Genomic DNA, 21,563 nt, shown 5'->3' with positions numbered 1-21,563 from the left:
CATTACCTGCCACCTCATGAGCAGACAAGGAAGCCCGCATGAATCCACCTCGCTACAAGATTCTGTTCGACGGCCAACTGATGCCGAATGCGACACTGGAAACGGTCAAGGACAACCTCGCTCGCCTGTTCAAGAGCGACCGAGCACGCATCGATGCCCTGTTCAGCGGCGCAGTGGTGACCCTGAAGAAGGATTTGCCCGAGCAGCAGGCGGATCAATACCTCGATGCGCTGCAAAAGGCTGGCGCCAAAGTACGCAAGGAACTGGACCAGGCCATCGGCCTGAGCCTGGTACAGACCGAGGATCACCCAGAGGAACCCGCTCCCGACACGGCCAGCCAGGCCCGCATGACCTGCCCCAAATGCGGCCATGAGCAAACCAAGGCTGCCGAATGCTCGGCCTGCGGCATCATCATCGAGAAATACATGGCCCGCCAGGCACAACTGGCGGCAACCACGGTCACTCCCGTGCAGGAAGCCAGCTCACCCTATGCCCCACCACGGGCAGACGTAGCCGAAAACCTGCCACAATTCGGTGAGCTCAAGGTACTGAGCCTGAGCGGACGCATCGGCCGCGTGCGCTACCTGGGTTGGTACATGGCCATGCTGCTGTGCATGCTTCCTGGAACCCTGCTGGCCATCAACTTCGGAACCTTCTCGAGTACCCTGTTCATTATCATCTTCACCCTTATGGTAGTGGGCATTCTGGTCTTCAGCTTCTGCCTGGTCGTGCAACGCCTGCATGATATGGGCTGGTCAGGCTGGCTGTGGTTGCTGTTTTTCGTACCGCTCGTGGGTACGGTTATGTCCCTACTGATGTTGATCGTCCCTGGAACCCAGGGCGTCAACCGCTACGGCCCGCCACCACCACCCAACAGCACCAGCGTCACAGTGCTGGCCTGGCTGGTACTGCTGCTGCCCATCATTGGCATTGCCGCCGCCATCAGCCTTCCGCACTTTGCCGCCCCGCCGATCTTCACGCGATGACGATGCGCACCTATCCTTCTTCATGCCCAGCTACGCTCTGATCACCGGCGCCTCCAGCGGCCTCGGCCTGGCACTGGCCGAGGCCCTGGCGCGTCGCGGGCGCAACCTCATTCTGGTGGCGCGACGGCGCGATGCCCTGGAGAGCATCGCCAGCGAGCTGGCCCTGCGCTTCGGCGTCGAGGTGCGTTTTCGGCTCTGCGACCTGAGCGAGCCCCTGCAGATTTCCGGACTGCTGTTGGAGCTGGAAGAAGGCGACTGGCGCATCGACCTGCTGGTCAACAGCGCTGGGCTCGGCTGTGCCGGCCCCTTCCTGGAACAGGACTGGATGCGCGAGTTGGAGCAGCTTGAGGTCAACGTGCTGGCCCTGACCCGCCTGTGCCATGCCCTGGGCAAACGCATGGCGCTGCAGGGCGGCGGACAGATTCTCAACGTCGCCTCCGTCGCCGCCTTCCAGCCCGGCCCCTGGATGAGCAGCTATTACGCCAGCAAGGCCTATGTGCTGCACTTCAGCGAAGGCCTGCGCGAGGAACTGCGCCACTATGGCGTGCGCGTCTCGGTGCTGTGCCCGGGACCGACGCGTACTGCCTTCTTTCGCAGTGCGCAGATGAACGTTTCCCGCCTGGATAAGGGCAAACTGATGATGAATGCCGAAGAGGTGGCGCTGATAGCCGTGCGCGGCCTGGAGCGCAACCGCGCCATCATCGTTCCCAACTGGCGTAACCGCCTGCTCGCCACCCTGCCCCGCCTGGCACCCCGCTGGCTGGTACGCAAACTGAGCGGGCGCATCACACGCCCCTTCACCCAGCGCTAAGGCCTGCTTCAGCCGGCATTGACCGTGCGCCCGGCTGCCCAGTTGCGCAGGCTGGCGAGCCGCTCGGCCATGACCACGGACAAGGGCGAGGTGGCCTGCAAGGTATGCAGCAGCAACTCCTGATCGACAGTGCGCTGCTGCGCCTGCCCGGCATACAGGGCGCTGACCACCGCCTGCTCGATCTCTGCCCCGGAAAAACCGTCGCTGGCCTCGGCCAACCGAGCCAGATCAAAGCGCTCGGGTTCCAGTTCGCGTCGCTGCAGGTGGATACGGAAGATCTCCGCGCGCACCTCGGCCGTCGGCAGGTCGACGAAGAACAGCTCATCGAAGCGCCCTTTGCGCACCAGCTCGGGGGGCAGGCGGTCGATGGCATTGGCCGTGGCGACGACGAATACCGGCGCCTTGCGCTCGGCCATCCAGGTCAGCAAAGTGCCGAGCACGCGTTGGCTCACGCCGCCGTCATGGTCGCCACTGGCCAGGCCCTTCTCCACCTCGTCCATCCACAGCACGCAGGGCGCCATCTGCTCGGCCAGGTGCAGGGCTTCGCGCAGGTTGCGTTCGGTCTCGCCGAAGAACTTGTTGTACAGGCAAGCAAAATCCAGACGCAGCAGCGGCAGCCCCCAGAGCCCGGCCACCGCCTTGGCCGCCAGGCTCTTGCCACCGCCCTGCACACCGACCAGCAGCACGCCTTTCGGCGCATCGATGCCCTTGCCTTCGAGAAAGCCGGCCTGCCGCTCGCCGAGCCAGCGCTTGAGATTGACCAGGCCGCCGACATCGGCGAAACGCGCGGTGTCGTACTCGAAGCTGAGCACACCGTCCAGATCCAGTAGCTGGAACTTGGTCTTGTTCAGCTCGGGAATGTCTTCCTGGGTGATTGCCCCGTCGTCACAGATCACGTTGCGTGCCAGCGCCCGCGCCTCGGCATGGCTGAGGCCGCGCAGGTTCTTCACCACCTGTTGCAGGGTGCGGTTGTCGGTGCGCACCCGCGAACCTCGGTTGCCCTCGCTCCAGCGTGTCGCCTCGTCGCGCACGATGCCCAGCAGCTCGTCCTCGGTCGGCAGCGCCAGGCTGAAACGTGCCGCGTAGCGCTGTACCTCGGGCGGCAACTTGAACGCATGGGACACCAGCACCAGGGTCGGTTTGTACGCGGCCTCGCTCATGGCGATTTCCTTGAGCAGGCGCACCAGGCGCGGGTTGTCGTCGAGGAAGGGATGCAGGTCGCACATCACGTAGAGGTTCGGCTGCGGGTCGGCCTTGATCATGCGCAATGCCGCCTCAGGCTCCAGGGTCGGCGACTGATCCACTGGATCACTACCGAAGCCCAGGCGCTGCAGCCCTTCGGTGACCGACCAGGTGTGCAGGCCGAGCCCGCGCTTGACCGCCAGACCGGTCAGGGTCTCCAGCACCCGCGCCTCGTCCCAGGACTCGATGACGATCAGCTTGACCTTGGAGTCGAGCACCAACCCCAGATCGTGAATATCGTTCTTCAACACCTGCTCCTTGTGGAAATGAGCGAGCCGATCTTCGCACCTGCCCGTTGTCATGGATCGTCGCCGCAGTCATGGCCCGACGCAAGGGTTCGGAGCCGTCCAACATCGCCAGCCCGGCCCGCAGCGGCGACGTGCCCGGTACTTTGCAGTAGACTAGGGATCTCGTTCCAGTCGGAGGTCCCCCATGGCCAGCGAACGCCAGTATTCACCCGTCGACCGCCTGCTGCTGCAAGCCGATGCGGCCCTGCGCACACTGCTGCCATTCAGCGGCGCCTCGGGGCGCCCCTCACCAGCCATCGTGCAGCACGAAGCCGAGCTGAGCAGCGACGAGGCGCGCCATATCGCTGGCCTGATGCGTATCAACCATACCGGCGAGGTCTGCGCCCAGGCCCTCTATCAGGGCCAGGCCCTGACGGCCAAGCTGCCAGAGGTGCGCAAAGCCATGGAGCATGCCGCCGACGAGGAAATCGACCACCTGGCCTGGTGCGAACAACGCATTCGCGAACTGGGCAGCCAGCCCAGTGTGCTCAACCCACTGTTCTACGGCCTGTCTTTCGGCGTCGGCGCTGTGGCTGGCCTGGTCAGTGACAGGGTCAGTCTGGGCTTCGTCGCCGCCACCGAGGATCAGGTGTGCAAGCACCTGGACGAACACCTCGAACAGCTCCCCGAGCACGATGCCAAGTCGCGCGCCATCCTCGAGCAGATGCGTGTCGACGAGCAACAGCATGCCAACAGCGCCCTGGCCGCCGGCGGCTTGCGCTTCCCGGCGCCGGTGAAGTTCGGCATGACCCTGCTGTCGAAGGTGATGACCAAGTCCACCTACCGGGTCTAGCAAGCTGTTGAAAAACTACCTGCCAGCAAGGCAAGCCACCCTGCTCTAGCTTGAAGCTTGTGGCTGCTTCTATCCCAGCTCGACTATTTCATAGTCATGGCTGATGGCCACGCCGCCGCGACCGAGCATGATCGAGGCAGAGCAGTACTTCTCCGCTGATAGTTCGACCGCACGCTTGACCTGAGCCTCTTTCAGCCCACGGCCCTTGACCACGAAATGCAGGTGGATCTTGGTGAACACCTTGGGCTCTTCGCTCGCGCGCTCGGCATCGAGGAACACCTCGCAGCTCTCCACCGGCTGCCGGCCCTTGCGCAGGATGCTGACCACATCGAAGTTGCTGCAGCCACCCAGGCCTATCAGCACCATTTCCATCGGGCGAACGCCCAGGTTGCGGCCACCTGCCTCGGGCGGGCCATCCATGACCACGGCATGGCCACTGCCGGACTCACCGAGGAACAGGGCTTCACCCGCCCACTGCACGCGCGCTTTCATCTCTCCAGGCTCCGTTGCTTTGCAAAGGCACGCAGGTTAGCACAAGCCTGCAGCACGCCGTGCCTGACCCTCGCGTCAAAGTTCCACTACGCTGTGTTAGCCAGGTCACAAAAAAAACCTCACTCATCGTATGTCTGTTAAGCTGGCGCCGGAATGCTGGCACACTGGTCGGATAACCAATAAGAAATCGCCTGCTGGACAAAGGCCTACACTTTTCATATCGGGACTCGGGGCATGGTCGCTATCACACTCACACCTAAGATAAAGCACCTCGACAAGCTGCTTGCGCATTGTCATCGCCGTCGTTACACGGCAAAAAGCACCATCATCTATGCAGGTGATCGCTGCGAAACGCTGTTCTTCATCGTCAAAGGCTCGGTCACCATCCTCATCGAGGACGATGACGGCCGGGAAATGATCATCGCCTACCTCAATGCCGGGGATTTCTTCGGCGAGATGGGGCTGTTCGAGAAGGAAGGCTCGGAGAAGGAACGCAGCGCCTGGGTGCGCGCCAAGACCGAGTGCGAAGTAGCGGAGATCAGCTACGCCAAGTTCCGCGAGCTGACCCAGCAGGATCCTGACATCCTCTTCGCCCTGGGCAGCCAGATGGCCGAGCGCCTGCGCAATACGACGCGCAAGGTCGGCGACCTGGCCTTTCTCGACGTCACCGGCCGTGTTGCGCACACCCTGCTCGACCTGTGCAAGCAGCCGGACGCCATGACCCATCCGGACGGTATGCAGATCAAGATCACCCGTCAGGAGATCGGCCGCATCGTCGGCTGCTCGCGCGAGATGGTCGGTCGCGTACTCAAGTCCCTGGAAGAGCAGGGCCTGGTGCACGTCAAGGGCAAGACCATGGTGGTGTTCGGCACCCGCTGATCACAACACAAAACGAAAAAGCCGGTTATCTAACCGGCTTTTTTATGCGTGCTATTCGGGGTCGGTGCCAATTACCGCCGGCCGACCTCGCTCGGGAAAGAACAGGCGTTGCAGCTCCGCTCCGGGATCCGCCGCACGCATGAAGGCTTCGCCAACCAGGAAGGCATAGACCTCGTTGATCTCCATCAGCTCGACATCTGCGCGGTTGAGAATGCCACTCTCGGTCACCACCAGGCGATCACGGGGGATACGCGGCAGCAGGTCGAGGGTGGTTTCCAGGCTGACCTCGAAGGTGTGCAGGTTACGGTTGTTGATGCCCACCAAGGGGGTATCGAGTGTCTTCAGCGCACGTTCCAGTTCATCGCCGTCATGCACCTCCACCAGCACGTCCAGCCCATTGCCCCTGGCCACCGCGGCCAGCTCGGCCATGCGCACGTCATCCAGGCAGGAAACGATCAGCAGCACGCAGTCGGCACCCAGGGCGCGGGCTTCGACGATCTGGTAGGGATCAACCATGAAGTCCTTGCGGATCACCGGCAGCGCGCAGGCGGCGCGGGCTTGCTGCAGGTACTGGTCGGCGCCCTGGAAGAAATCGATATCGGTCAGTACCGACAGGCAGGTAGCCCCACCCGCCTCGTAGCTGCGGGCGATATCGGCCGGCACGAAATCGGCGCGCAGCACGCCCTTGCTCGGCGAGGCCTTCTTGACCTCGGCGATCACCGCCGGCTGCTTGCGTGCTGCCTGTGCCTGCAAGGCGCGGGCGAAGCCACGCGGCGCATCGGCGGCACGGGCCACGGCCTCGAGTTCGGCCAGGCTGACCTGGGCACGGCGCGCCGCTACTTCCTCGAACTTACGGGCGACGATCTTCTCCAGTACGGTTGGCACGCTCACCCTTCGTTCTCCTGTTTGAATACCGCAGTAAAGGACACCAGCTCTTCCAGCTTCTCCCGCGCCAGCCCGGTGTGCAGGGCATCGTGGGCCAACTGGATGCCTTCGCGCAAGGTGCTGGCATGATCGGCAGCGTAGAGCGCGGCACCGGCATTGAGCACGATCATGTCGGCGGCTTTCTGGCCATTGTCGGTCTTACGTCGACCCAGGGCGTCACGAATCAGTTCCAGCGATTGCGCGGCGTTGTCGACGGTCAAACCGATCAGGCTCTGGCTCTTGATGCCGAAATCCTCGGGCTGGATGCGGTATTCGCTGACCTGGCCATCCTTGAGTTCGGCGACGAAGGTAGGCGCGGCCAGGCTGATCTCGTCCAGGCCATCCTGGGCGTGCACCACCAGAACGTGCTCGCTGCCCAGACGCTGCAGCACTTCGGCCATGGGCCGGCACAACGCCTGGCTGAACACGCCGATCACCTGATGCCTGGCACCGGCCGGGTTGGTCATAGGGCCGAGCATGTTGAACAGGGTACGCAGCGCCAGCTCGCGGCGCGGGCCGATGGCATGCTTCATCGCGCCGTGATGGGACGGGGCGAACATGAAACCGACGCCAACGCTTTCGACGCAGCGCGCCACCTGCTCGGGCTTGAGCCCCAGGTAGACGCCGGCCGCTTCCAGCAGATCGGCACTGCCACTCTTGCCGGAGACCGCACGGTTGCCGTGTTTGGCCACCTTGCCGCCAGCCGCCGCGACCACGAAAGCAGCGGCGGTGGAGACGTTGAAGATGTTCATGCCGTCGCCACCGGTGCCACAGGTGTCGACCAGGCGTTCGGCATTGATCACCACTGGCGCGGCCAGCTCGCGCATGACGCTGGCGGCCCCGACGATCTCGTCGATGGTCTCGCTCTTCATGCGCATGCCCATGAGGAAGGCGCCGATCTGCGCGTCGGTGCACTGACCGGTCATGATCTCGCGCATCACCGACTGCATTTCCTCGGTGCTCAGATCGAGCTGGGCGACGATCCGGTTGAGAGCTTCCTTGATGTTCATGCGCGCACGCCTCCGGTCTGCTTGAGGAAGTTGGCGAACAGTTCGTGGCCCTGCTCGGTGAGGATGGATTCGGGGTGAAACTGCACGCCCTCGACATTCAGGGTCTTGTGACGCAAGCCCATGATCTCGTCGACGGAGCCGTCCTCGTGCTGAGTCCAGGCGGTGACCTCCAGGCAGTCCGGCAGAGTTTCGCGCTTGACCACCAAGGAATGATAGCGGGTCACGGTTACCGGCATCGCCAGGCCGGCGAACACGCCCTGATTGGCGTGGAATACCGGGCTGGTCTTGCCATGCATCACCTGCCGCGCGCGCACCACGTCGCCGCCATAGGCCTGGCCGATGCTCTGATGGCCCAGGCAGACGCCGAGGATCGGCAGCTTGCCGGCGAAATGCAGGATGGCCTCGATGGACACGCCCGCCTCGGTCGGCGTGCAGGGGCCGGGCGAGACGACGATGCGCTCGGGCTGCAAGGCCTCGATCTCGGCGATGCTCAGCTCGTCGTTGCGAATGACGTGGACATCGGCACCCAGCTCGCCCAGATACTGCACCACGTTGTAGGTAAAGGAATCATAGTTGTCGATCATCAGCAGCATGATATGCGTTGCCTCTAGATGTACTGCCTTGGTAGTCACGCCCCAGAGCAATGGACGCTTCACGCCTGAGCAGAGCTCGATGAGGCGCAAGGCGCGGGGGCGAACGAAACGCACCGGCCGAGCCGGCAAGGGAGAGGTCAGGCGCGCCAGCGCCAACGGGCCAGGGCCTTGATCAGGCGCATCAGGAGGGTGCTGCTGAAGGTCACAGGGGTATCTCGCATCACGATTGCCGCACAGTAGCCCAGCTAATGGCCATGCGCAACCGTGAGCAGCGGATCAACGCAAGCGGCGCGCATAGGCCGCCAGCACGGTACGTTCGGATTGCACCAGATAGGCGTCCAGCGCCTGCGCGGCTTCCTGCGTTTGCCCGGCTTCGAGACGTTCGAGAATCGACGCGTTCATGTCGATGTAGGGCGAATGCAGGAACTCGGCATCCTTGAGCAGACCGAAGGCCAGGCGCAACTCGGCGGACAGGTGAGCATAGAAGGTGTTGAGGCGTTCGCTGTCGGCCAGCTCGACGATACCGGCATGGAAGGCCATATTCGCCGTACCCGCCCCGCTCCAGTCCTGAGCGTCACGGCAGCGCCTGGCGGCGGCCACCGCCTCGGCCATGCGGCGCACGGCGGGGTGCTTGGGATAGGCCTGGGCCAGCGCCTGGCACTCGATGAAGCGGCGAACCCGGTAGATGTCGATGATCGAGGCCATGTCCGGCACCGCGACGAAGACGCCGCGATTGGGCTCGTGCTTGAGCAGGCCTTCCTGGGTCAATACGCGAAAGGCCTCACGTAAGGTGTTGCGCGAGATATCCAGGCTCTCGCTCAGAGCGGCCTCCGACAGGCGCTGGCCGGGCACCAGTTCCCCCTCGACCAGCTTGCGACGAATCTCGGCGGTCACGGTTTCGCCGAGGGTGCGCGGGTTTTCAGGCAGGTCTTGGCTCATCGATCCATCCATTGCGGTTAGCGGCATCTCGGTCGTCGCACCTGGCAAGGCTGCAAGGCCCGCTGATGGTCTATGAGTCCGTTCGTGCAGGCAAGCGTTGCAGGTGTCACCTCATGCACTTCGATGGAACACATATGGGTATCAGGGTAACAAAATGGCGCAAATTGATGAGTCATAAATTAATTATTGTTGAACAATTTATACAGATATAATCAACAATATAGCCATCCTGAAGGGAAAGTGGCATGTTGCTTGCGTTGCATTCTGCACACGATCCTCCAATGCCCAGGAGCGCTCACATGCAGAGCCAGACCACCCGCGACTTCGCCCGCTCACACCGCTCATCGCTGATCGCGGCCATCTTCCTGATGGCGACCTCGGCCATCGGCCCCGGCTTCATCACCCAGACCGCCACCTTCACGGCGACCATGGGTGCGGCCTTCGCCTTCGGCATCCTCGCCTCGATCCTCATCGACTTCGTGGTGCAACTGAACGTCTGGCGCATCGTCACCCTGACCCGCATGCGCGCCTCGGACATCGCCAACGCGGCGATTCCCGGCAGCGGCTACCTGCTCGCAGTGCTGGTGATCTTCGGCGGGCTGGTGTTCAACGTCGGCAACATCGCTGGCGCCGGCCTGGGCCTCAATGCGCTGATGGGCCTGGATCCGAAATGGGGCGGGGCCCTCAGCGCCCTGGTGGCCATCGGCATCTTCCTGTCCAAGCGGGCCGGTATCGCCGTCGACCGGCTGATCGTGGTGCTCGGCCTGCTGATGATTCTGCTCACCCTGTTCGTCGCCGTCGCCTCCAACCCGCCCCTGGGCGAGGCACTGCGCCAGACCGTGTGGCCGGATGAGATCAACTTCGCCACCATCACCACCATCGTCGGCGGCACCGTAGGCGGCTACATCACCTATGCCGGCGCGCACCGCCTATTGGATCGCGGCCTGGTCGGCGAAGAGCACGTGAAGGAAGTCACCAAGGCGGCACTCAGCGGCATCGCGGTAACCGGCGTGATGCGCTACATCCTGTTCCTGGCGATTCTCGGCGTGGCCGCCAGCGGCGTGGTCATCGACACCTCCGGCAAAGGCGCCAACCCGGCCGCCCAGGCCTTCCAGGCCGCTGCCGGCGAGCTCGGCCTGCGCACCTTCGGCCTGGTGCTCTGGGCCGCTGCCATCACCAGCGTGATCGGCGCGGCCTACACCTCGATGTCGTTCATCACCGCCTTCATGCCGGGCATCAGCGAGCGCGGCCGCAACCGCGCCACCGTGGCCTTCATCGCCGTCTCGTTGAGCATCTACCTGGCCCTGGGCACCGCGCCGGCGGCCCTGCTGTTGTTCGCTGGCGGCTTCAACGGCCTGATCCTGCCCATCGGCCTGAGCATTTTCGTGTACGTGGGCTGGCGCCGCAGCGACCTGATGGGCGGCTACCACTACCCGCGCTGGTTGCTGGCCCTCGGCGCCATCACCTGCGCGCTGACCTGGTACATGGCGGCCAAATCGGTCGGCCCGATCCTGGCCTTCGTGAACCTGTAAGGAGAGAACGACATGCCTTCCATCGACCTCAACAGCGACCTGGGCGAAAGCTTCGGCCAATGGTCCATGGGCGACGATGCCGCGATGCTCGACATCGTCACCAGCGCCAACGTCGCCTGCGGCTTCCACGCCGGTGACCCGGCCGGCATCCTGCGTACCCTCAAGGCCGCTGCGGCCAAGGGCGTGACCATCGGCGCCCACGTCGCCTACCCGGACCTGGTCGGTTTCGGTCGCCGCAACATGGACATCGCCAGCGACGAGCTGAGCGCCGACGTGATCTACCAGATCGGCGCCCTGCAGGCCCTGGCCACCGCCGCCGGCACTTCGGTGCGCTACGTCAAACCCCACGGCGCGCTGTACAACACCATCGCCCACGACAGGCGCCAAGCCCTGGCAGTGATCGAGGCGATTCGCGCCGTGGATGCGCGCCTGGTGCTGGTCGCCCTGGCCGGCTCACCGCTGATCGAGCTGGCCCGTAGCGAAGGCCTGAGCTGCATCGCCGAAGCCTTCGCCGACCGTGCCTATACGCCGCAAGGCACCCTGGTATCGCGCCGCGAGCCAGGCGCCGTGCTGCACGACGCCGAACAAGTGGCCCAGCGCATGCTGCGCCTGGTGCAGAGCGGCGAGGTCGAAGCCATCGACGGCAGCGTCACCCGCGTCGAAGCCGACTCCATCTGCGTGCACGGCGACAGCCCCGGCGCCATCCAGATGGCCCGCGAGGTGCGCCAGTTGTTGGAGCGATCGGGCGTATCCCTGCAAACCTTCGCCGGAGCTGCCCGATGAATGCAATCCAACGCGCCCAGCAGGCCGCCATTGTCGCCGCCCGCCAGGCCCGCGCCGAGTACCGCAACGGTCGCGTCGCGCCCACGGCCGGTATCGCGCCGGGCATGACCCAGGCCAACCTGATCGCCCTGCCCCGCGACTGGGCCTACGACTTTCTGCTCTACGCCCAACGCAACCCCAAGGCCTGCCCGGTGCTCGACGTGAGCGACGCCGGCAGCCCGCACACGGTATTGGCCGAAGGCGCCGACCTGCGCACCGACCTGCCGCTGTACCGCATCTGGCGTGACGGCAAGCTGGTCGAGGAAGTCAGCGACGCCACCGCTGCCTGGGCCGAACACACCGACATGGTGACCTTTCTGATCGGCTGCAGCTTCACCTTCGAGACCGGTCTGCAGGAGGCTGGTATCGACGTGCGACATATCACCGACGGCTGCAACGTGCCGATGTACCGAACCAACCGCGCCTGCCGCCCGGCGGGTCGCCTGCATGGCGAGATGGTGGTGTCGATGCGGCCGATCCCGGCCGATCGTGTCGCCGAGGCCGCCGGTATTTCCGGGCGCTACCCCTCGGTGCACGGCGCCCCGGTGCATATCGGCGAGCCGGAGCGGCTGGGCATCAAAGACCTGCAAAAGCCGGATTTCGGCGACGCGGTGCGCATCGAGCCCGGCGAAGTGCCGGTGTTCTGGGCCTGCGGGGTAACGCCCCAGGCGGCGGTCATGGCCTCCGGCGTGCCCTTCGCGATCACCCATTCGCCCGGCCATATGTTTATCACCGACGTGCCTGACAACGCGTACCACGTATAGGAGCTTGCAGTGCGTTTTCTCCCAGCCAACCTCGATACGCTGCTCGTCGAACTGCAGGATCTCGATGAAACCCTGGCACTGTTCGACACGTTGCAGGCCGAGCCCATCGTCAGCGTCGAGGAAATCGTCCCGGCCGCGCGTACCCTGCTGATCCAGTACCGGCCCAGCGCCATCGACCGCCAGGCATTGATCGATGATCTGGCCCGCCGCGACCTGAGCCAGCGCAGCACCCGCAAGAGCCGCCGCGTGGAAATTCCCGTGCACTACAACGGCGAGGACCTCGACGAGGTGGCCGGGCTGCTCGGCATCAGCCGTGAGGAGGTGGTACGCCGCCACACCGGCGCCGATTATGAAGTGGCCTTCTGCGGCTTCGCCCCCGGCTTCGGCTACCTGACCGGCGGCGCCGACTTCCAGGTGCCACGTCGGCAGACCCCGCGCACGCGCATTCCAGCCGGCGCCGTGGCCCTGGCCGGCAACTTCAGCGGCATCTACCCCAAGGCCAGCCCCGGTGGCTGGCAGATCATCGGCGTGACGCCCTTGCAGATGTGGGATCTGGGGCGTGACGAACCAGCCCTGCTGCGCCCCGGCTACAAGGTGCGTTTTCAGGATGCCGGCCCGCTGCCGGCCGGTGGCCTGCCAGACCATGAACGAGCGACGGCCAGCGAGCCACCTGCCGGTGCCCACCTGGAAATCCTCAGCCCCGGCCTGCAAACGGTGCTGCAGGACCTCGGTCGCGCCGGCCATACCGACCAGGGCGTGTCGATGTCCGGCGCACTGGATCGCGGTGCCCTGCGCGCCGCCAATCGCGTGGTGGGCAACGACTCGGCCTGTGCCTGCCTGGAAGTGGTGCTCGGCGGTCTGAGCTTCGTCAGCCATGGCCGCACGCTCATTGCCATCACCGGCGCGCAGACGCCCATCAGCGTGACCACCGCCAGCGGCCTGCAGTGGCAGCCGAGCAACTATCAGCCCATCGAACTGGATGACGGCGACCGCGTCAGCCTCGGCGCGCCCCTGGCCGGGCTGCGCAGCTACCTGGCGATTCGCGGCGGCTTTCAGGTGGTGCCAGTGCTGGGCAGCCTGTCCTACGACAGCCTGGCCCAGGTCGGCCCGCCGCCGCTCAAGGCCGGCGACCGGCTGGGTTTCGAGGCAATCAGCGTCGGCACCAGCGTGTCGACGAGTGAAGCCCCGGCGTTCGAGCTGCCCACTGCCAAGGATGTGATCACCCTGGATGTGGTGATGGGCCCGCGCAGCGACTGGTTCACCGCGGCGGCCATCGAGCGCCTGAGCAGCCAACTGTGGCGCGTCACCCCGCAGTCCAACCGGGTCGGCATTCGCCTGGAGGGCGAGGTGCCCCTGGAGCGCTGCAACCATGACGAGCTGCCCAGCGAAGGCACCTCCCTGGGCGCCATTCAGGTGCCCGCCAGCGGCCAGCCGGTGCTGTTCCTCGCCGACCACCCGCTGACCGGCGGCTACCCGGTGATCGCCGCCGTGGCCAGCCACCACCTGGATCTGGCCGGGCAAATCCCCATCAATGCGCAGATCCGCTTCAACCCCATCGAGGCGTTCGTCGAGCTCGAGCCCGACGCCTCCCTTCCTACTGCCGATGCGAAGAACCAACCATGAAAAAAGTCCTGATCGCCAACCGCGGTGAAATCGCCGTGCGCATCGCCCGCGCCTGCCGCGACCACGGCGTGGCCTCCGTGGCGGTATACGCCAATGCCGATATCGACGCCCTGCACGTGCGCCACGCCGACGAAGCCTACGCCCTGGACGGCGAGCGCCCCGCCGACACCTACCTGAACATCGACAAACTGCTGGCCATCGCCAAGCGCGCCGGCGCCGATGCCGTGCACCCCGGTTACGGCTTTCTCTCCGAACGCGCCGACTTCGCCCGCGCCGTGCAAGGCGCCGGGCTGATCTGGATCGGCCCGAACCCGGAGACCATCGACGTGCTCGGCGACAAGGTGGAAGCCCGCAAGCTCGCCCAGCAGGTCGGCGCGCCCCTGGTGGCCGGCACCCCCGGCCCGGTGCAGAGCGCCGCCGAAGTGCTGGCCTTCGCCGAGCAGCACGGCCTGCCGATCGCCATCAAGGCCGCCTTCGGTGGCGGCGGGCGCGGCATGAAAGTGGCCTGGCGCATGGACGAAGTGGCCGAGCTGTACGCCTCGGCGGTGCGTGAAGCCGAAGCTGCCTTCGGCCGCGGCGAGTGCTTCGTCGAGCAGTTCCTCGACCGCCCGCGCCATATCGAAGCCCAGGTGATCGCTGATAGCCACGGCAACGTGGTGGTGGTCGGCACCCGCGACTGCTCGCTGCAGCGCCGCAACCAGAAGCTGGTGGAAGAAGCGCCGGCGCCCTTCATCAGCGATGAGCAGCGCCAGCGCATCCACCAGTCCGCCCACGCCATCTGTGCCAAGGCCGGCTACGTCGGCGCCGGCACCGTGGAATACTTGCTCAGCGCCGACGGCACCCTGTCGTTCCTGGAAGTGAACACCCGCCTGCAGGTCGAGCACCCGGTAACCGAAGAAACCGCCGGCGTCGATCTGGTGATCGAGCAGCTACGTGTCGCCGACGGCCTGCCGCTGTCGTTCAACGAAACACCGACGCCGCGCGGCCACAGCTTCGAGTTCCGCATCAACGCCGAGGATGCCGGCAAGGGCTTTCTGCCCACCCCCGGCAAGATCAGCGAATTCCGCGCACCGAGCGGCCCCGGCGTGCGCCTGGACAGCGGCGTGGAAAGCGGCTCCAGCGTGCCTGGCAGCTTCGACTCGATGATGGCCAAGCTGATCGTCACCGGTGCCACCCGCGAGCAGGCCATCGCCCGCGCGCGCCGCGCCCTGACCGAATTCCAGATCGACGGCATCGCCTCGGTACTGCCCTTCCACCGCGCGGTAATGGACCACGCCGACTTCACCGGCCCTGAACGTTTCGCCGTGCACACCCGCTGGATCGAAACCGACTTCGCCGAGCAGATCACCCTGGCGCCGCGCATCTTGCCGGTGGTCGGAGACGCGGTGCTGCGCACCTTTATCGAGATCGATGGCAAGCGCCATGAACTGGGCCTGCCCAGCGCCCTGCTGCAAGGCCTGGCGCCGCGGGGCGGCAGCGCTCAGGTGGCGCCCCAAACCGCAGCGCCAGCGGCCGAAGAAGGCCTGGTAACGGCGCCGATTTCCGGCAACCTGCACGCCTGGCTGGTCGAGGATGGCGCGCAGGTCAAAGCCGGCGAGGTGATCGCGGTGATGGAAGCCATGAAGATGGAAACCCAGGTCACCGCCCCCGCGGACGGTACTTTGCGCATTCGCGAGCAGGCCGGGGCTTATCTGGATGCCGGGACGGCATTGGCCAAGCTGGAGAGCTGAGGCAGTAGGCGGATCGGGGCGCGTAGCCGACGCTCTTTTCATCCACCGCCTTGCCAACCTCATGGTGGACGGATAAAGCGTCGTCCACCCTACGCGACTGTAGCCTGGGTGGAGCGAGGCAATACCCAGGAAGCGAAAACGAAAAGGGCAGCCTAAGCTGCCCCTTTTTACATCTGCCCGAATCAGCGCGAGCCCTGCTCCGCCAGCGCCACGGCCTTGAACATCGCGCGGCGCTTGTTGAGGGTTTCCTCCCACTCAAGGGCCGGCACCGAGTCGGCGACGATGCCGGCGCCGGCCTGCACGTGCAGCTCGCCATCCTTGATCACTGCGGTACGAATCGCAATGGCGGTGTCCATGTTGCCGTTCCAGGCGTAGTAACCGACCGCACCGCCGTAGACGCCGCGCTTGACCGGCTCCAGCTCGTCGATGATTTCCATGGCGCGGATCTTTGGCGCACCGGACAGGGTGCCGGCCGGCAGGATGGCGCGCAGGGCGTCCATCGAGGTCAGGCCCTGCTTCAGCTCGCCGGTGACGTTGGAAACGATGTGCATGACGTTGGAATAGCGCTCGATGACCATTTTCTCGGTCAGCTTCACCGAACCGATTTCCGAGACGCGGCCGGTGTCGTTGCGGCCCAGATCGATCAGCATCAGGTGCTCGGCGATCTCCTTGGCATCGGCCAGCAGATCCTCTTCCAGGGCCAGATCGGCCTCTTCGGTGGCACCACGCGGACGCGTGCCGGCAATGGGGCGCACGGTGACCAGACCGTCCTCGACGCGCACCAGCACTTCGGGCGAGCTGCCGACTACATGGAAGTCGCCGAAGTTGAAGAAGTACATGTACGGCGTCGGGTTGATGCAGCGCAACGCGCGGTACAGGTCGATGGGCGCTGCCTTGAACTCGATCGTCATGCGCTGGGAAATCACCACCTGCATGCAGTCGCCAGCCAGGATGTAGTCCTTGATGGCGCTGACGGCGGCCTCGTAGTCACTCTTGCTGTAGCTGGAGCGGAACGCCGGCTCGTCGCCCAGCGGCGCGGCCAGATCCACGCCCAGGCGCGGGGTGATCGGCTGACGCAGCTTGTGCAGGATCTCGCGCAGGCGCGCATGGCCCTGCTCGAAGGCATCCGCCTCGCTCGGGTCAGCCAGGACGATGCCGTGCATCTTGCCGGCCAGGTTGTCGAACACCACCACGGCGTCTGAAACCATCAGCAGGATATCCGGCGTGCCCAGCGGATCGGGGTTGGGGCAGCGAGCCAGCTTCTGCTCGACGTAGCGCACGCTGTCGTAGCCGAAGTAACCCACCAGGCCGCCGTTGAAGCGTGGCAGACCGGCGATGCTGGGCACCTTGTAGCGCGCCTTGAACTGCTCGACGAACTCCAGCGGATCGGTACATTGGTGGCGCTCCACCTCGACGCCATCGGTGCTGACCACGACATCATGACCATGCACGCGCAGCACGGTGCGCGCCGGCAGGCCGATGATCGAGTAACGCCCCCATTTCTCACCGCCCTGCACGGATTCGAGCAGATAGGAGTTGGGCGCGTCGGCCAGTTTCAGGTAGATGGACAGCGGCGTGTCGAAATCCACCAGGGTTTCGCAGGCCAGCGGAATGCGGTTGTAGCCTTCGGCGGCCAAGCGCAGAAATTCTTCGTGGTTCATGATCAGCCTCGTGGCGTGAGAAATCGGTCAGATGCAAACGGGCCGCGCACAGCGGCAGGACGAAATCAGGCGCGCCAGCGCCAACGGGCCAAGGCCTTGATCACTTTCATCCAGAGTTTGCAGGTGACCACCACGATGCGATCTCGACAGGCGGGAGTTGAAGAGCGGCCAAGGTAGCAGCTATGAGCCGCAAGCCGCAAGCCGCAAGCCGCAAGCCGCAAGCCGCAAGCCGCAAGCCGCAAGCCGCAAGCCAAGTCAGTGTGAGGGCCTAACCCCTGAGCGAGTCAAACCCTGCGTATCGTTGTTGCTCTGTCTTGAAGCTTGTGGCTTGCAACTTGCCGTTGTTCAAATCAGCTCGGCCAGGCTATCGACCACCAACTGCGGCTCCTCTTCGGCCACCGGGCGGCCATGGTTGTAGCCATAGCTCACCGCTACGCAGGGTACGCCAGCAGCGCGTGCGGCCAGCACATCATTGCGCGAGTCACCGACAAACAACGACTGCGCCGGGCTTACCTCGGCCAGGCGCATCACCTGCAGCAACGCGGCCGGGTCAGGCTTTTGTTGCGGCAGGGTGTCGCCGCCAATGATCCAGCGGAAGTAACCGCCCAGGCCGACCTGCTCCAGCAACGGTGCGACGAAACGCTCCGGCTTGTTGGTCACCACTGCGAGTTCTACGGCAGCGGTACTCAGCGCTTCGAGCAGCTCGTGCACGCCCGGGTAGAGCGCGGTCAGGTTATGGCAGTCGGCATAGATATCGAGAAAGCGCGCCAGGGCCTGCTCCGTCTCGGCCTCGCCCACCACAGAATGATCCAGACCACCGGCCAGGGCGCGGCGCACCAGCACGCGGGCGCCATTGCCGACCCATTCGCGAACCTGTTCTACGCCGGCCGGCTCGCGGCCCAACTCGACCAACATGCGGTCGACCGCTGCGGCCAGGTCAGGCACCGAGTCGATCAGCGTGCCGTCCAGGTCGAACATCACCAGGCGCGGCAGCTCACCGCCGCACAGCGCGCGCAGCGGTTTCATCCACGCACCAGGGCCAGTTCGGCACGCATGGCGTCGATCACTGCCTTGTAGTCCGGCTGGTTGAAGATCGCCGAGCCGGCGACGAAGGTGTCGGCACCCGCCTCGGCGATCTCGCGGATGTTCTGCACGTTGACGCCGCCATCGATCTCCAGACGGATCTCGCGACCGCTGGCGTCGATCAGCGCACGGGCTTCACGCAGCTTGTCGAGGGTACCGGGGATGAACTTCTGCCCACCGAAGCCCGGGTTGACGCTCATCAAGAGGATCATGTCGACCTTGTCCATCACGTACTTGAGCACGTCCAGCGGGGTGGCCGGGTTGAACACCAGCCCCGCCTTGGCGCCACCGGCCTTGATTAGCTGCAGCGAACGGTCGATGTGCTCGGAGGCTTCCGGGTGGAAGGTGATGTACGAGGCGCCAGCTTCGATAAAGTCGCCAATGATGCGATCCACCGGCTTGACCATCAGGTGCGCGTCGATGGGCGCGGTGATGCCGTACTTGCGCAGCGCCGAGCAGACCATCGGGCCGATGGTCAGATTGGGCACGTAGTGGTTGTCCATGACATCGAAATGCACGATGTCCGCCCCGGCGGCGAGTACGTTGTCCACTTCCTCACCCAGGCGGGCGAAGTCGGCGGAAAGGATCGACGGAGCGATGGCGAAGGGTTGCATGGCGCACCTCTAAGGGCTTGGGTCACGGTGGCGCGCATTGTAACGGTTGAATGGCTATCTGGCAGCGCCACTGGATCAGGCGCGCCAATTCGCCTCATAGCAAAAGGCCCCGCCGGTTGCCCGGCGAGGCCTTTTTCATGCAATGGGCGCGAATTATTCTGGCATTGAAGTCCGCAGTTTCTCGCTACGCCCGCGCAGCCACTCCAGGGTCAGCAGCAGCAGGATGGAGAAGCCGATCAGCAGTGTGGCGGCGGCAGCGATGGTCGGCGAGAGGTTCTCGCGGATACCGCTGAACATCTGCCGCGGCAGGGTCGCCTGTTCGGGGCCGGCGAGGAACAGCGTCACCACCACTTCATCGAACGAGGTGGCGAAGGCGAACAGCGCACCGGAAATCACCCCCGGCGCAATCAGCGGCAGGGTCACACGGCGGAAGGCGGTCAAGGGCGAGGCGCCGAGGCTGGCGGCGGCGCGCACCAGGTTGTGGTTGAAGCCCTGCAGCGTGGCCGACACGGTGATGATCACGAACGGCACGCCAAGCACGGCATGCACCAGGATCAGCGACAGGTAGCTGTTACCCAGGCCCAGCGGGGCGAAGAACAGGTAGCTGGCGACACCAATGATCACCACCGGGACGATCATCGGCGAGATCAGCAGGCTCATCACCAGCGCCTTGCCACGAAACTCGCCACGGGTCAGGCCGATGGCCGCCAGGGTGCCGAAACCCATGGCCAGCAGGGTGGCCGCCGGAGCGATGATCAGGCTGTTCTTCAGCGAGCGCATCCAGTCGGCGGACATGAAGAAGTCTTCGTACCAGCGTAGCGAGAAACCCTGCAGCGGGTAGACCAGAAAGGTGCCAGAGTTGAACGACAGCGGCACGATCACCAGTACCGGCAGGATCAGAAACAGCAGCACCAGGGCGCAGATGAGGCGCAGACCGTAGTACCAGAGGCGCTCGACGGGTGACATGTAGGGGCTGAGCATGGCTGTGACTCCATATGGCTTTTAGCTCCCCTCTCTCATTCATGGGAGAGGGGCTGGGGGAGAGGGCGCTGTTAAGCTCCATCCTCCCGAGTTCGGTTACCGAGAAGAAGTGGTGCTGAAACAAGCACCCTCTCCCGCCCTTCGGGCACCCTCTCCAATAAATGAGGGAGGGTCATAAGCTCCCCTCTCCCACTTGCGGGAGAGGGGTTGGGGGAGAGGGCGCTCTTCCTGCGCCACGCTCCCGGGTTCGGTTACCGAGAGGCGGTGGTGCCGAAACAAACACCCTCTCCCGCCCTTCGGGCACCCTCTCCCGCAAGCGGGAGAGGGTCATTAGATGGCCTGCTACGCAGGCGTGTTCTATGGCCGTTTTTTAGCCAAGCCTCAGCTTGCTGGCGCCAACCAGCCAGCTATACACCACGTAGAGCACCAGGGTCGCGGCCAGCAGCAGGCCGCCGAGCGCCGTGGCCATGCCCCAGTTGATGGTGGTGTTGGTGTAGAAGGCGACGAAGTAGCTGATCATCTGGTCGTTCGGGCTGCCCAGCAGCGCCGGGGTGATGTAGTAGCCGATGGACAGGATGAACACCAGCAGGCAACCCGCGCCGACACCGGCCAGGGTCTGCGGGAAGTAAACCCGCCAGAAGCTGGCGAACGGGTGGCAACCGAGCGACACCGCCGCACGCATGTAGCTGGGCGAGATGCCTTTCATCACGCTGTAGATCGGCAGGATCATGAATGGCAGCATGATGTGCACCATGGCGACATACACGCCACTGCGGTTGAACACCAGTTGCAGCGGCTGCTCGATGATGCCCAGCGAGATCAGCGCGCTGTTGATCAGCCCGCCCGACTGCAGCAGCACGATCCAGGCCGCCACCCGCACCAGGATCGAGGTCCAGAACGGCAGCAGCACCAGGATCATCAGCAGGTTGCCGGAACGGGTCGGCAGGTTCGCCAACAGGTAGGCCAGCGGATAGGCCAGCACCAGGCAGATGGCGGTGATCACCAGGCTCATCCAGAAGGTGCGGGCGAAGATGTCCAGGTAGATGGCCTGATCCGGAGTGGCTTTGGCCAGCTCGCCGAGATCGTCGATGCGGTGATCGAGCGCGGCCAGCAGGTAATAGGGGGTGACCGACGAGGCATTGCGGCGGATCACCTGCCAGTAGGCAGGGTCGCCCCAGCGCTCGTCCAGGTCGAGGAAGGCCTCCTGGTAGGAGGCCGGTTGCTCGCGCAACGGGAGCTTGCGTGCGGTGCTGCTGACCAGGCTGCGAAAGCCGGCCTGCTCCATGTTCAGGCGCTTGGACAGATCGCCCAGCTCCTGATTGCGCCGCGCCTCGGCCAGATCCTGGGCAATCGCCCGGTACACCGGCTCCTCCGGCAGGCCACGACCATCCCAGGTAGCAATCGCCTCGACGGTACGCGGCAGGCTGCCGACCACTTCCGGGTTGTCCACGCTGCGCAGCAACAGAGCGCCGATGGGCAGTAGGAAGGTCAGCAGAAGGAACAGCAACAGCGGCAGAATCAGCGCCTTGGATTTCAGACGATTGAAACGCTCGGCACGGGCCAGACGCTGCTTCAGGTTCGGCCCGGGCAGATCGTTGGCAGGCAGTACGGCGGCCATGGACAACTCCGCAAGCAAGAAGAAAATTCAGACGGCCCCGCCGGCGGGCGGGGCCGGATCGAGTCGCAGAACCTGTTCACGAGCTGGCGAGCTAGAGCGATGCAAGGCAAAAACATGTGAGGAAGCGGAGTTTACGAGCTGTAAATGAGCATTCCGAACGTGTTTTTAACGCAGCAGCG

At 64.8% G+C, this 21,563-nt stretch carries 20 protein-coding genes and 1 pseudogene; 9 read left to right on the top strand and 12 right to left on the bottom strand.

All coding sequences use genetic code 11. The annotated features are described in order from the left end of the window. Nucleotides 1-38 precede the first annotated feature (38 nt). On the top strand, nt 39-986 hold the full coding sequence (locus PVE35_RS02920) for a DUF805 domain-containing protein (protein WP_277373761.1): 948 nt from the start codon (nt 39-41) through the stop codon (nt 984-986). Between the two features lie 22 nt (nt 987-1,008). Then, nucleotides 1,009-1,797: an SDR family oxidoreductase gene (locus PVE35_RS02915; protein WP_277373759.1), complete on the top strand. Its 789-nt coding sequence runs from the start codon at nt 1,009-1,011 to the stop codon at nt 1,795-1,797. Between the two features lie 8 nt (nt 1,798-1,805). On the opposite strand, the gene PVE35_RS02910 is transcribed toward PVE35_RS02915, so the two are convergent. Continuing rightward, the gene (locus tag PVE35_RS02910; protein ID WP_277373757.1) at nt 1,806-3,287 is read right to left on the bottom strand and encodes an AAA family ATPase; all 1,482 of its coding nucleotides are present in this window, start codon (nt 3,285-3,287) and stop codon (nt 1,806-1,808) included. Between the two features lie 184 nt (nt 3,288-3,471). Between PVE35_RS02910 and coq7 the strand changes: the two genes are divergently transcribed. Continuing rightward, nucleotides 3,472-4,119: a 2-polyprenyl-3-methyl-6-methoxy-1,4-benzoquinone monooxygenase gene (gene coq7, locus PVE35_RS02905; protein WP_268181116.1), complete on the top strand. Its 648-nt coding sequence runs from the start codon at nt 3,472-3,474 to the stop codon at nt 4,117-4,119. Between the two features lie 69 nt (nt 4,120-4,188). On the opposite strand, the gene PVE35_RS02900 is transcribed toward coq7, so the two are convergent. After that, a complete protein-coding gene (locus PVE35_RS02900) occupies nt 4,189-4,611 on the bottom strand; it encodes an OsmC family protein (protein ID WP_268181115.1) in 423 nt (140 codons plus the stop codon). 234 nt (nt 4,612-4,845) lie between these two features. Here PVE35_RS02900 and crp point away from each other — a divergent pair, with 234 nt between their 5' ends. After that, complete coding sequence (gene crp / locus PVE35_RS02895) at nt 4,846-5,490, top strand: cAMP-activated global transcriptional regulator CRP (protein ID WP_268181114.1); 645 nt, start codon at nt 4,846-4,848, stop codon at nt 5,488-5,490. Between the two features lie 51 nt (nt 5,491-5,541). Here the strand turns inward: crp and trpC are convergent, their stop codons facing one another. The 4 genes from trpC to PVE35_RS02875 form a co-directional block, all read right to left on the bottom strand. Beyond that, nucleotides 5,542-6,381 (bottom strand): indole-3-glycerol phosphate synthase TrpC, encoded by an 840-nt coding sequence (gene trpC, locus PVE35_RS02890; protein WP_277373754.1) that lies wholly within the window; start codon nt 6,379-6,381, stop codon nt 5,542-5,544. Beyond that, entirely contained in the window at nt 6,378-7,424 is a 1,047-nt protein-coding gene (gene trpD / locus PVE35_RS02885) for an anthranilate phosphoribosyltransferase (RefSeq protein ID WP_277373752.1), read from the bottom strand. Before trpD ends, trpC begins: the two co-directional genes overlap by 4 nt. Next, entirely contained in the window at nt 7,421-8,017 is a 597-nt protein-coding gene (locus tag PVE35_RS02880) for an aminodeoxychorismate/anthranilate synthase component II (RefSeq protein ID WP_277373750.1), read from the bottom strand. Before PVE35_RS02880 ends, trpD begins: the two co-directional genes overlap by 4 nt. Nucleotides 8,018-8,293: 276 nt before the next feature. Continuing rightward, a complete protein-coding gene (locus PVE35_RS02875; protein ID WP_268181109.1) occupies nt 8,294-8,956 on the bottom strand; it encodes a GntR family transcriptional regulator in 663 nt (220 codons plus the stop codon). 299 nt (nt 8,957-9,255) lie between these two features. On the opposite strand from PVE35_RS02875, the gene PVE35_RS02870 reads away from it, so the two are divergent. The 5 genes from PVE35_RS02870 to PVE35_RS02850 are packed head-to-tail and all read left to right on the top strand — an operon-like array spanning nt 9,256 to nt 15,427. Further along, the gene (locus PVE35_RS02870; RefSeq protein WP_277373748.1) at nt 9,256-10,488 is read left to right on the top strand and encodes an NRAMP family divalent metal transporter; all 1,233 of its coding nucleotides are present in this window, start codon (nt 9,256-9,258) and stop codon (nt 10,486-10,488) included. A gap of 12 nt (nt 10,489-10,500) precedes the next feature. Continuing rightward, nucleotides 10,501-11,271 (top strand): 5-oxoprolinase subunit PxpA, encoded by a 771-nt coding sequence (locus PVE35_RS02865; RefSeq protein WP_268181106.1) that lies wholly within the window; start codon nt 10,501-10,503, stop codon nt 11,269-11,271. After that, nucleotides 11,268-12,074 (top strand): putative hydro-lyase, encoded by an 807-nt coding sequence (locus PVE35_RS02860; RefSeq protein ID WP_277373746.1) that lies wholly within the window; start codon nt 11,268-11,270, stop codon nt 12,072-12,074. The genes PVE35_RS02865 and PVE35_RS02860 overlap by 4 nt, the downstream gene beginning before the upstream one ends. Before the next feature lie 9 nt (nt 12,075-12,083). After that, the gene (locus tag PVE35_RS02855; protein ID WP_277373745.1) at nt 12,084-13,697 is read left to right on the top strand and encodes a 5-oxoprolinase/urea amidolyase family protein; all 1,614 of its coding nucleotides are present in this window, start codon (nt 12,084-12,086) and stop codon (nt 13,695-13,697) included. After that, nucleotides 13,694-15,427 (top strand): biotin carboxylase N-terminal domain-containing protein, encoded by a 1,734-nt coding sequence (locus tag PVE35_RS02850; RefSeq protein ID WP_277373743.1) that lies wholly within the window; start codon nt 13,694-13,696, stop codon nt 15,425-15,427. Before PVE35_RS02855 ends, PVE35_RS02850 begins: the two co-directional genes overlap by 4 nt. Before the next feature lie 182 nt (nt 15,428-15,609). On the opposite strand, the gene trpE is transcribed toward PVE35_RS02850, so the two are convergent. The 6 genes and pseudogenes from trpE to PVE35_RS02820 form a co-directional block, all read right to left on the bottom strand. Continuing rightward, nucleotides 15,610-17,088, bottom strand: coding sequence for an anthranilate synthase component I (gene trpE, locus PVE35_RS02845; protein WP_268181098.1), 1,479 nt, complete (start codon nt 17,086-17,088; stop codon nt 15,610-15,612). A 65-nt stretch (nt 17,089-17,153) separates the two neighbouring features. After that, nucleotides 17,154-17,231: pseudogene (locus tag PVE35_RS02840) on the bottom strand (hypothetical protein); the annotation flags it as partial. Nucleotides 17,232-17,433: 202 nt separating this feature from the next. Then, complete coding sequence (locus tag PVE35_RS02835) at nt 17,434-18,114, bottom strand: phosphoglycolate phosphatase (protein ID WP_268181096.1); 681 nt, start codon at nt 18,112-18,114, stop codon at nt 17,434-17,436. After that, a complete protein-coding gene (rpe, locus tag PVE35_RS02830) occupies nt 18,111-18,785 on the bottom strand; it encodes a ribulose-phosphate 3-epimerase (RefSeq protein WP_192982911.1) in 675 nt (224 codons plus the stop codon). Before rpe ends, PVE35_RS02835 begins: the two co-directional genes overlap by 4 nt. Nucleotides 18,786-18,938: 153 nt before the next feature. After that, nucleotides 18,939-19,766, bottom strand: a complete 828-nt coding sequence (locus PVE35_RS02825) for an ABC transporter permease (RefSeq protein ID WP_277373740.1) — start codon at nt 19,764-19,766, stop codon at nt 18,939-18,941. A gap of 370 nt (nt 19,767-20,136) precedes the next feature. Then, nucleotides 20,137-21,384 carry an ABC transporter permease gene (locus PVE35_RS02820; protein ID WP_268181092.1) on the bottom strand — a complete coding sequence of 416 codons (1,248 nt, stop codon included), beginning with the start codon at nt 21,382-21,384 and terminating at the stop codon, nt 20,137-20,139. Between the last annotated feature and the right edge of the window lie 179 nt (nt 21,385-21,563).

Origin of the sequence: Pseudomonas sp. AA-38 (genome assembly GCF_029457475.1) — a bacterium.
Classification (GTDB): Bacteria; Pseudomonadota; Gammaproteobacteria; order Pseudomonadales; family Pseudomonadaceae; genus Aquipseudomonas.
The sequence above is the reverse complement of the archived record's forward strand: the minus strand, read 5'-3'. Positions and strand labels throughout refer to the sequence as shown.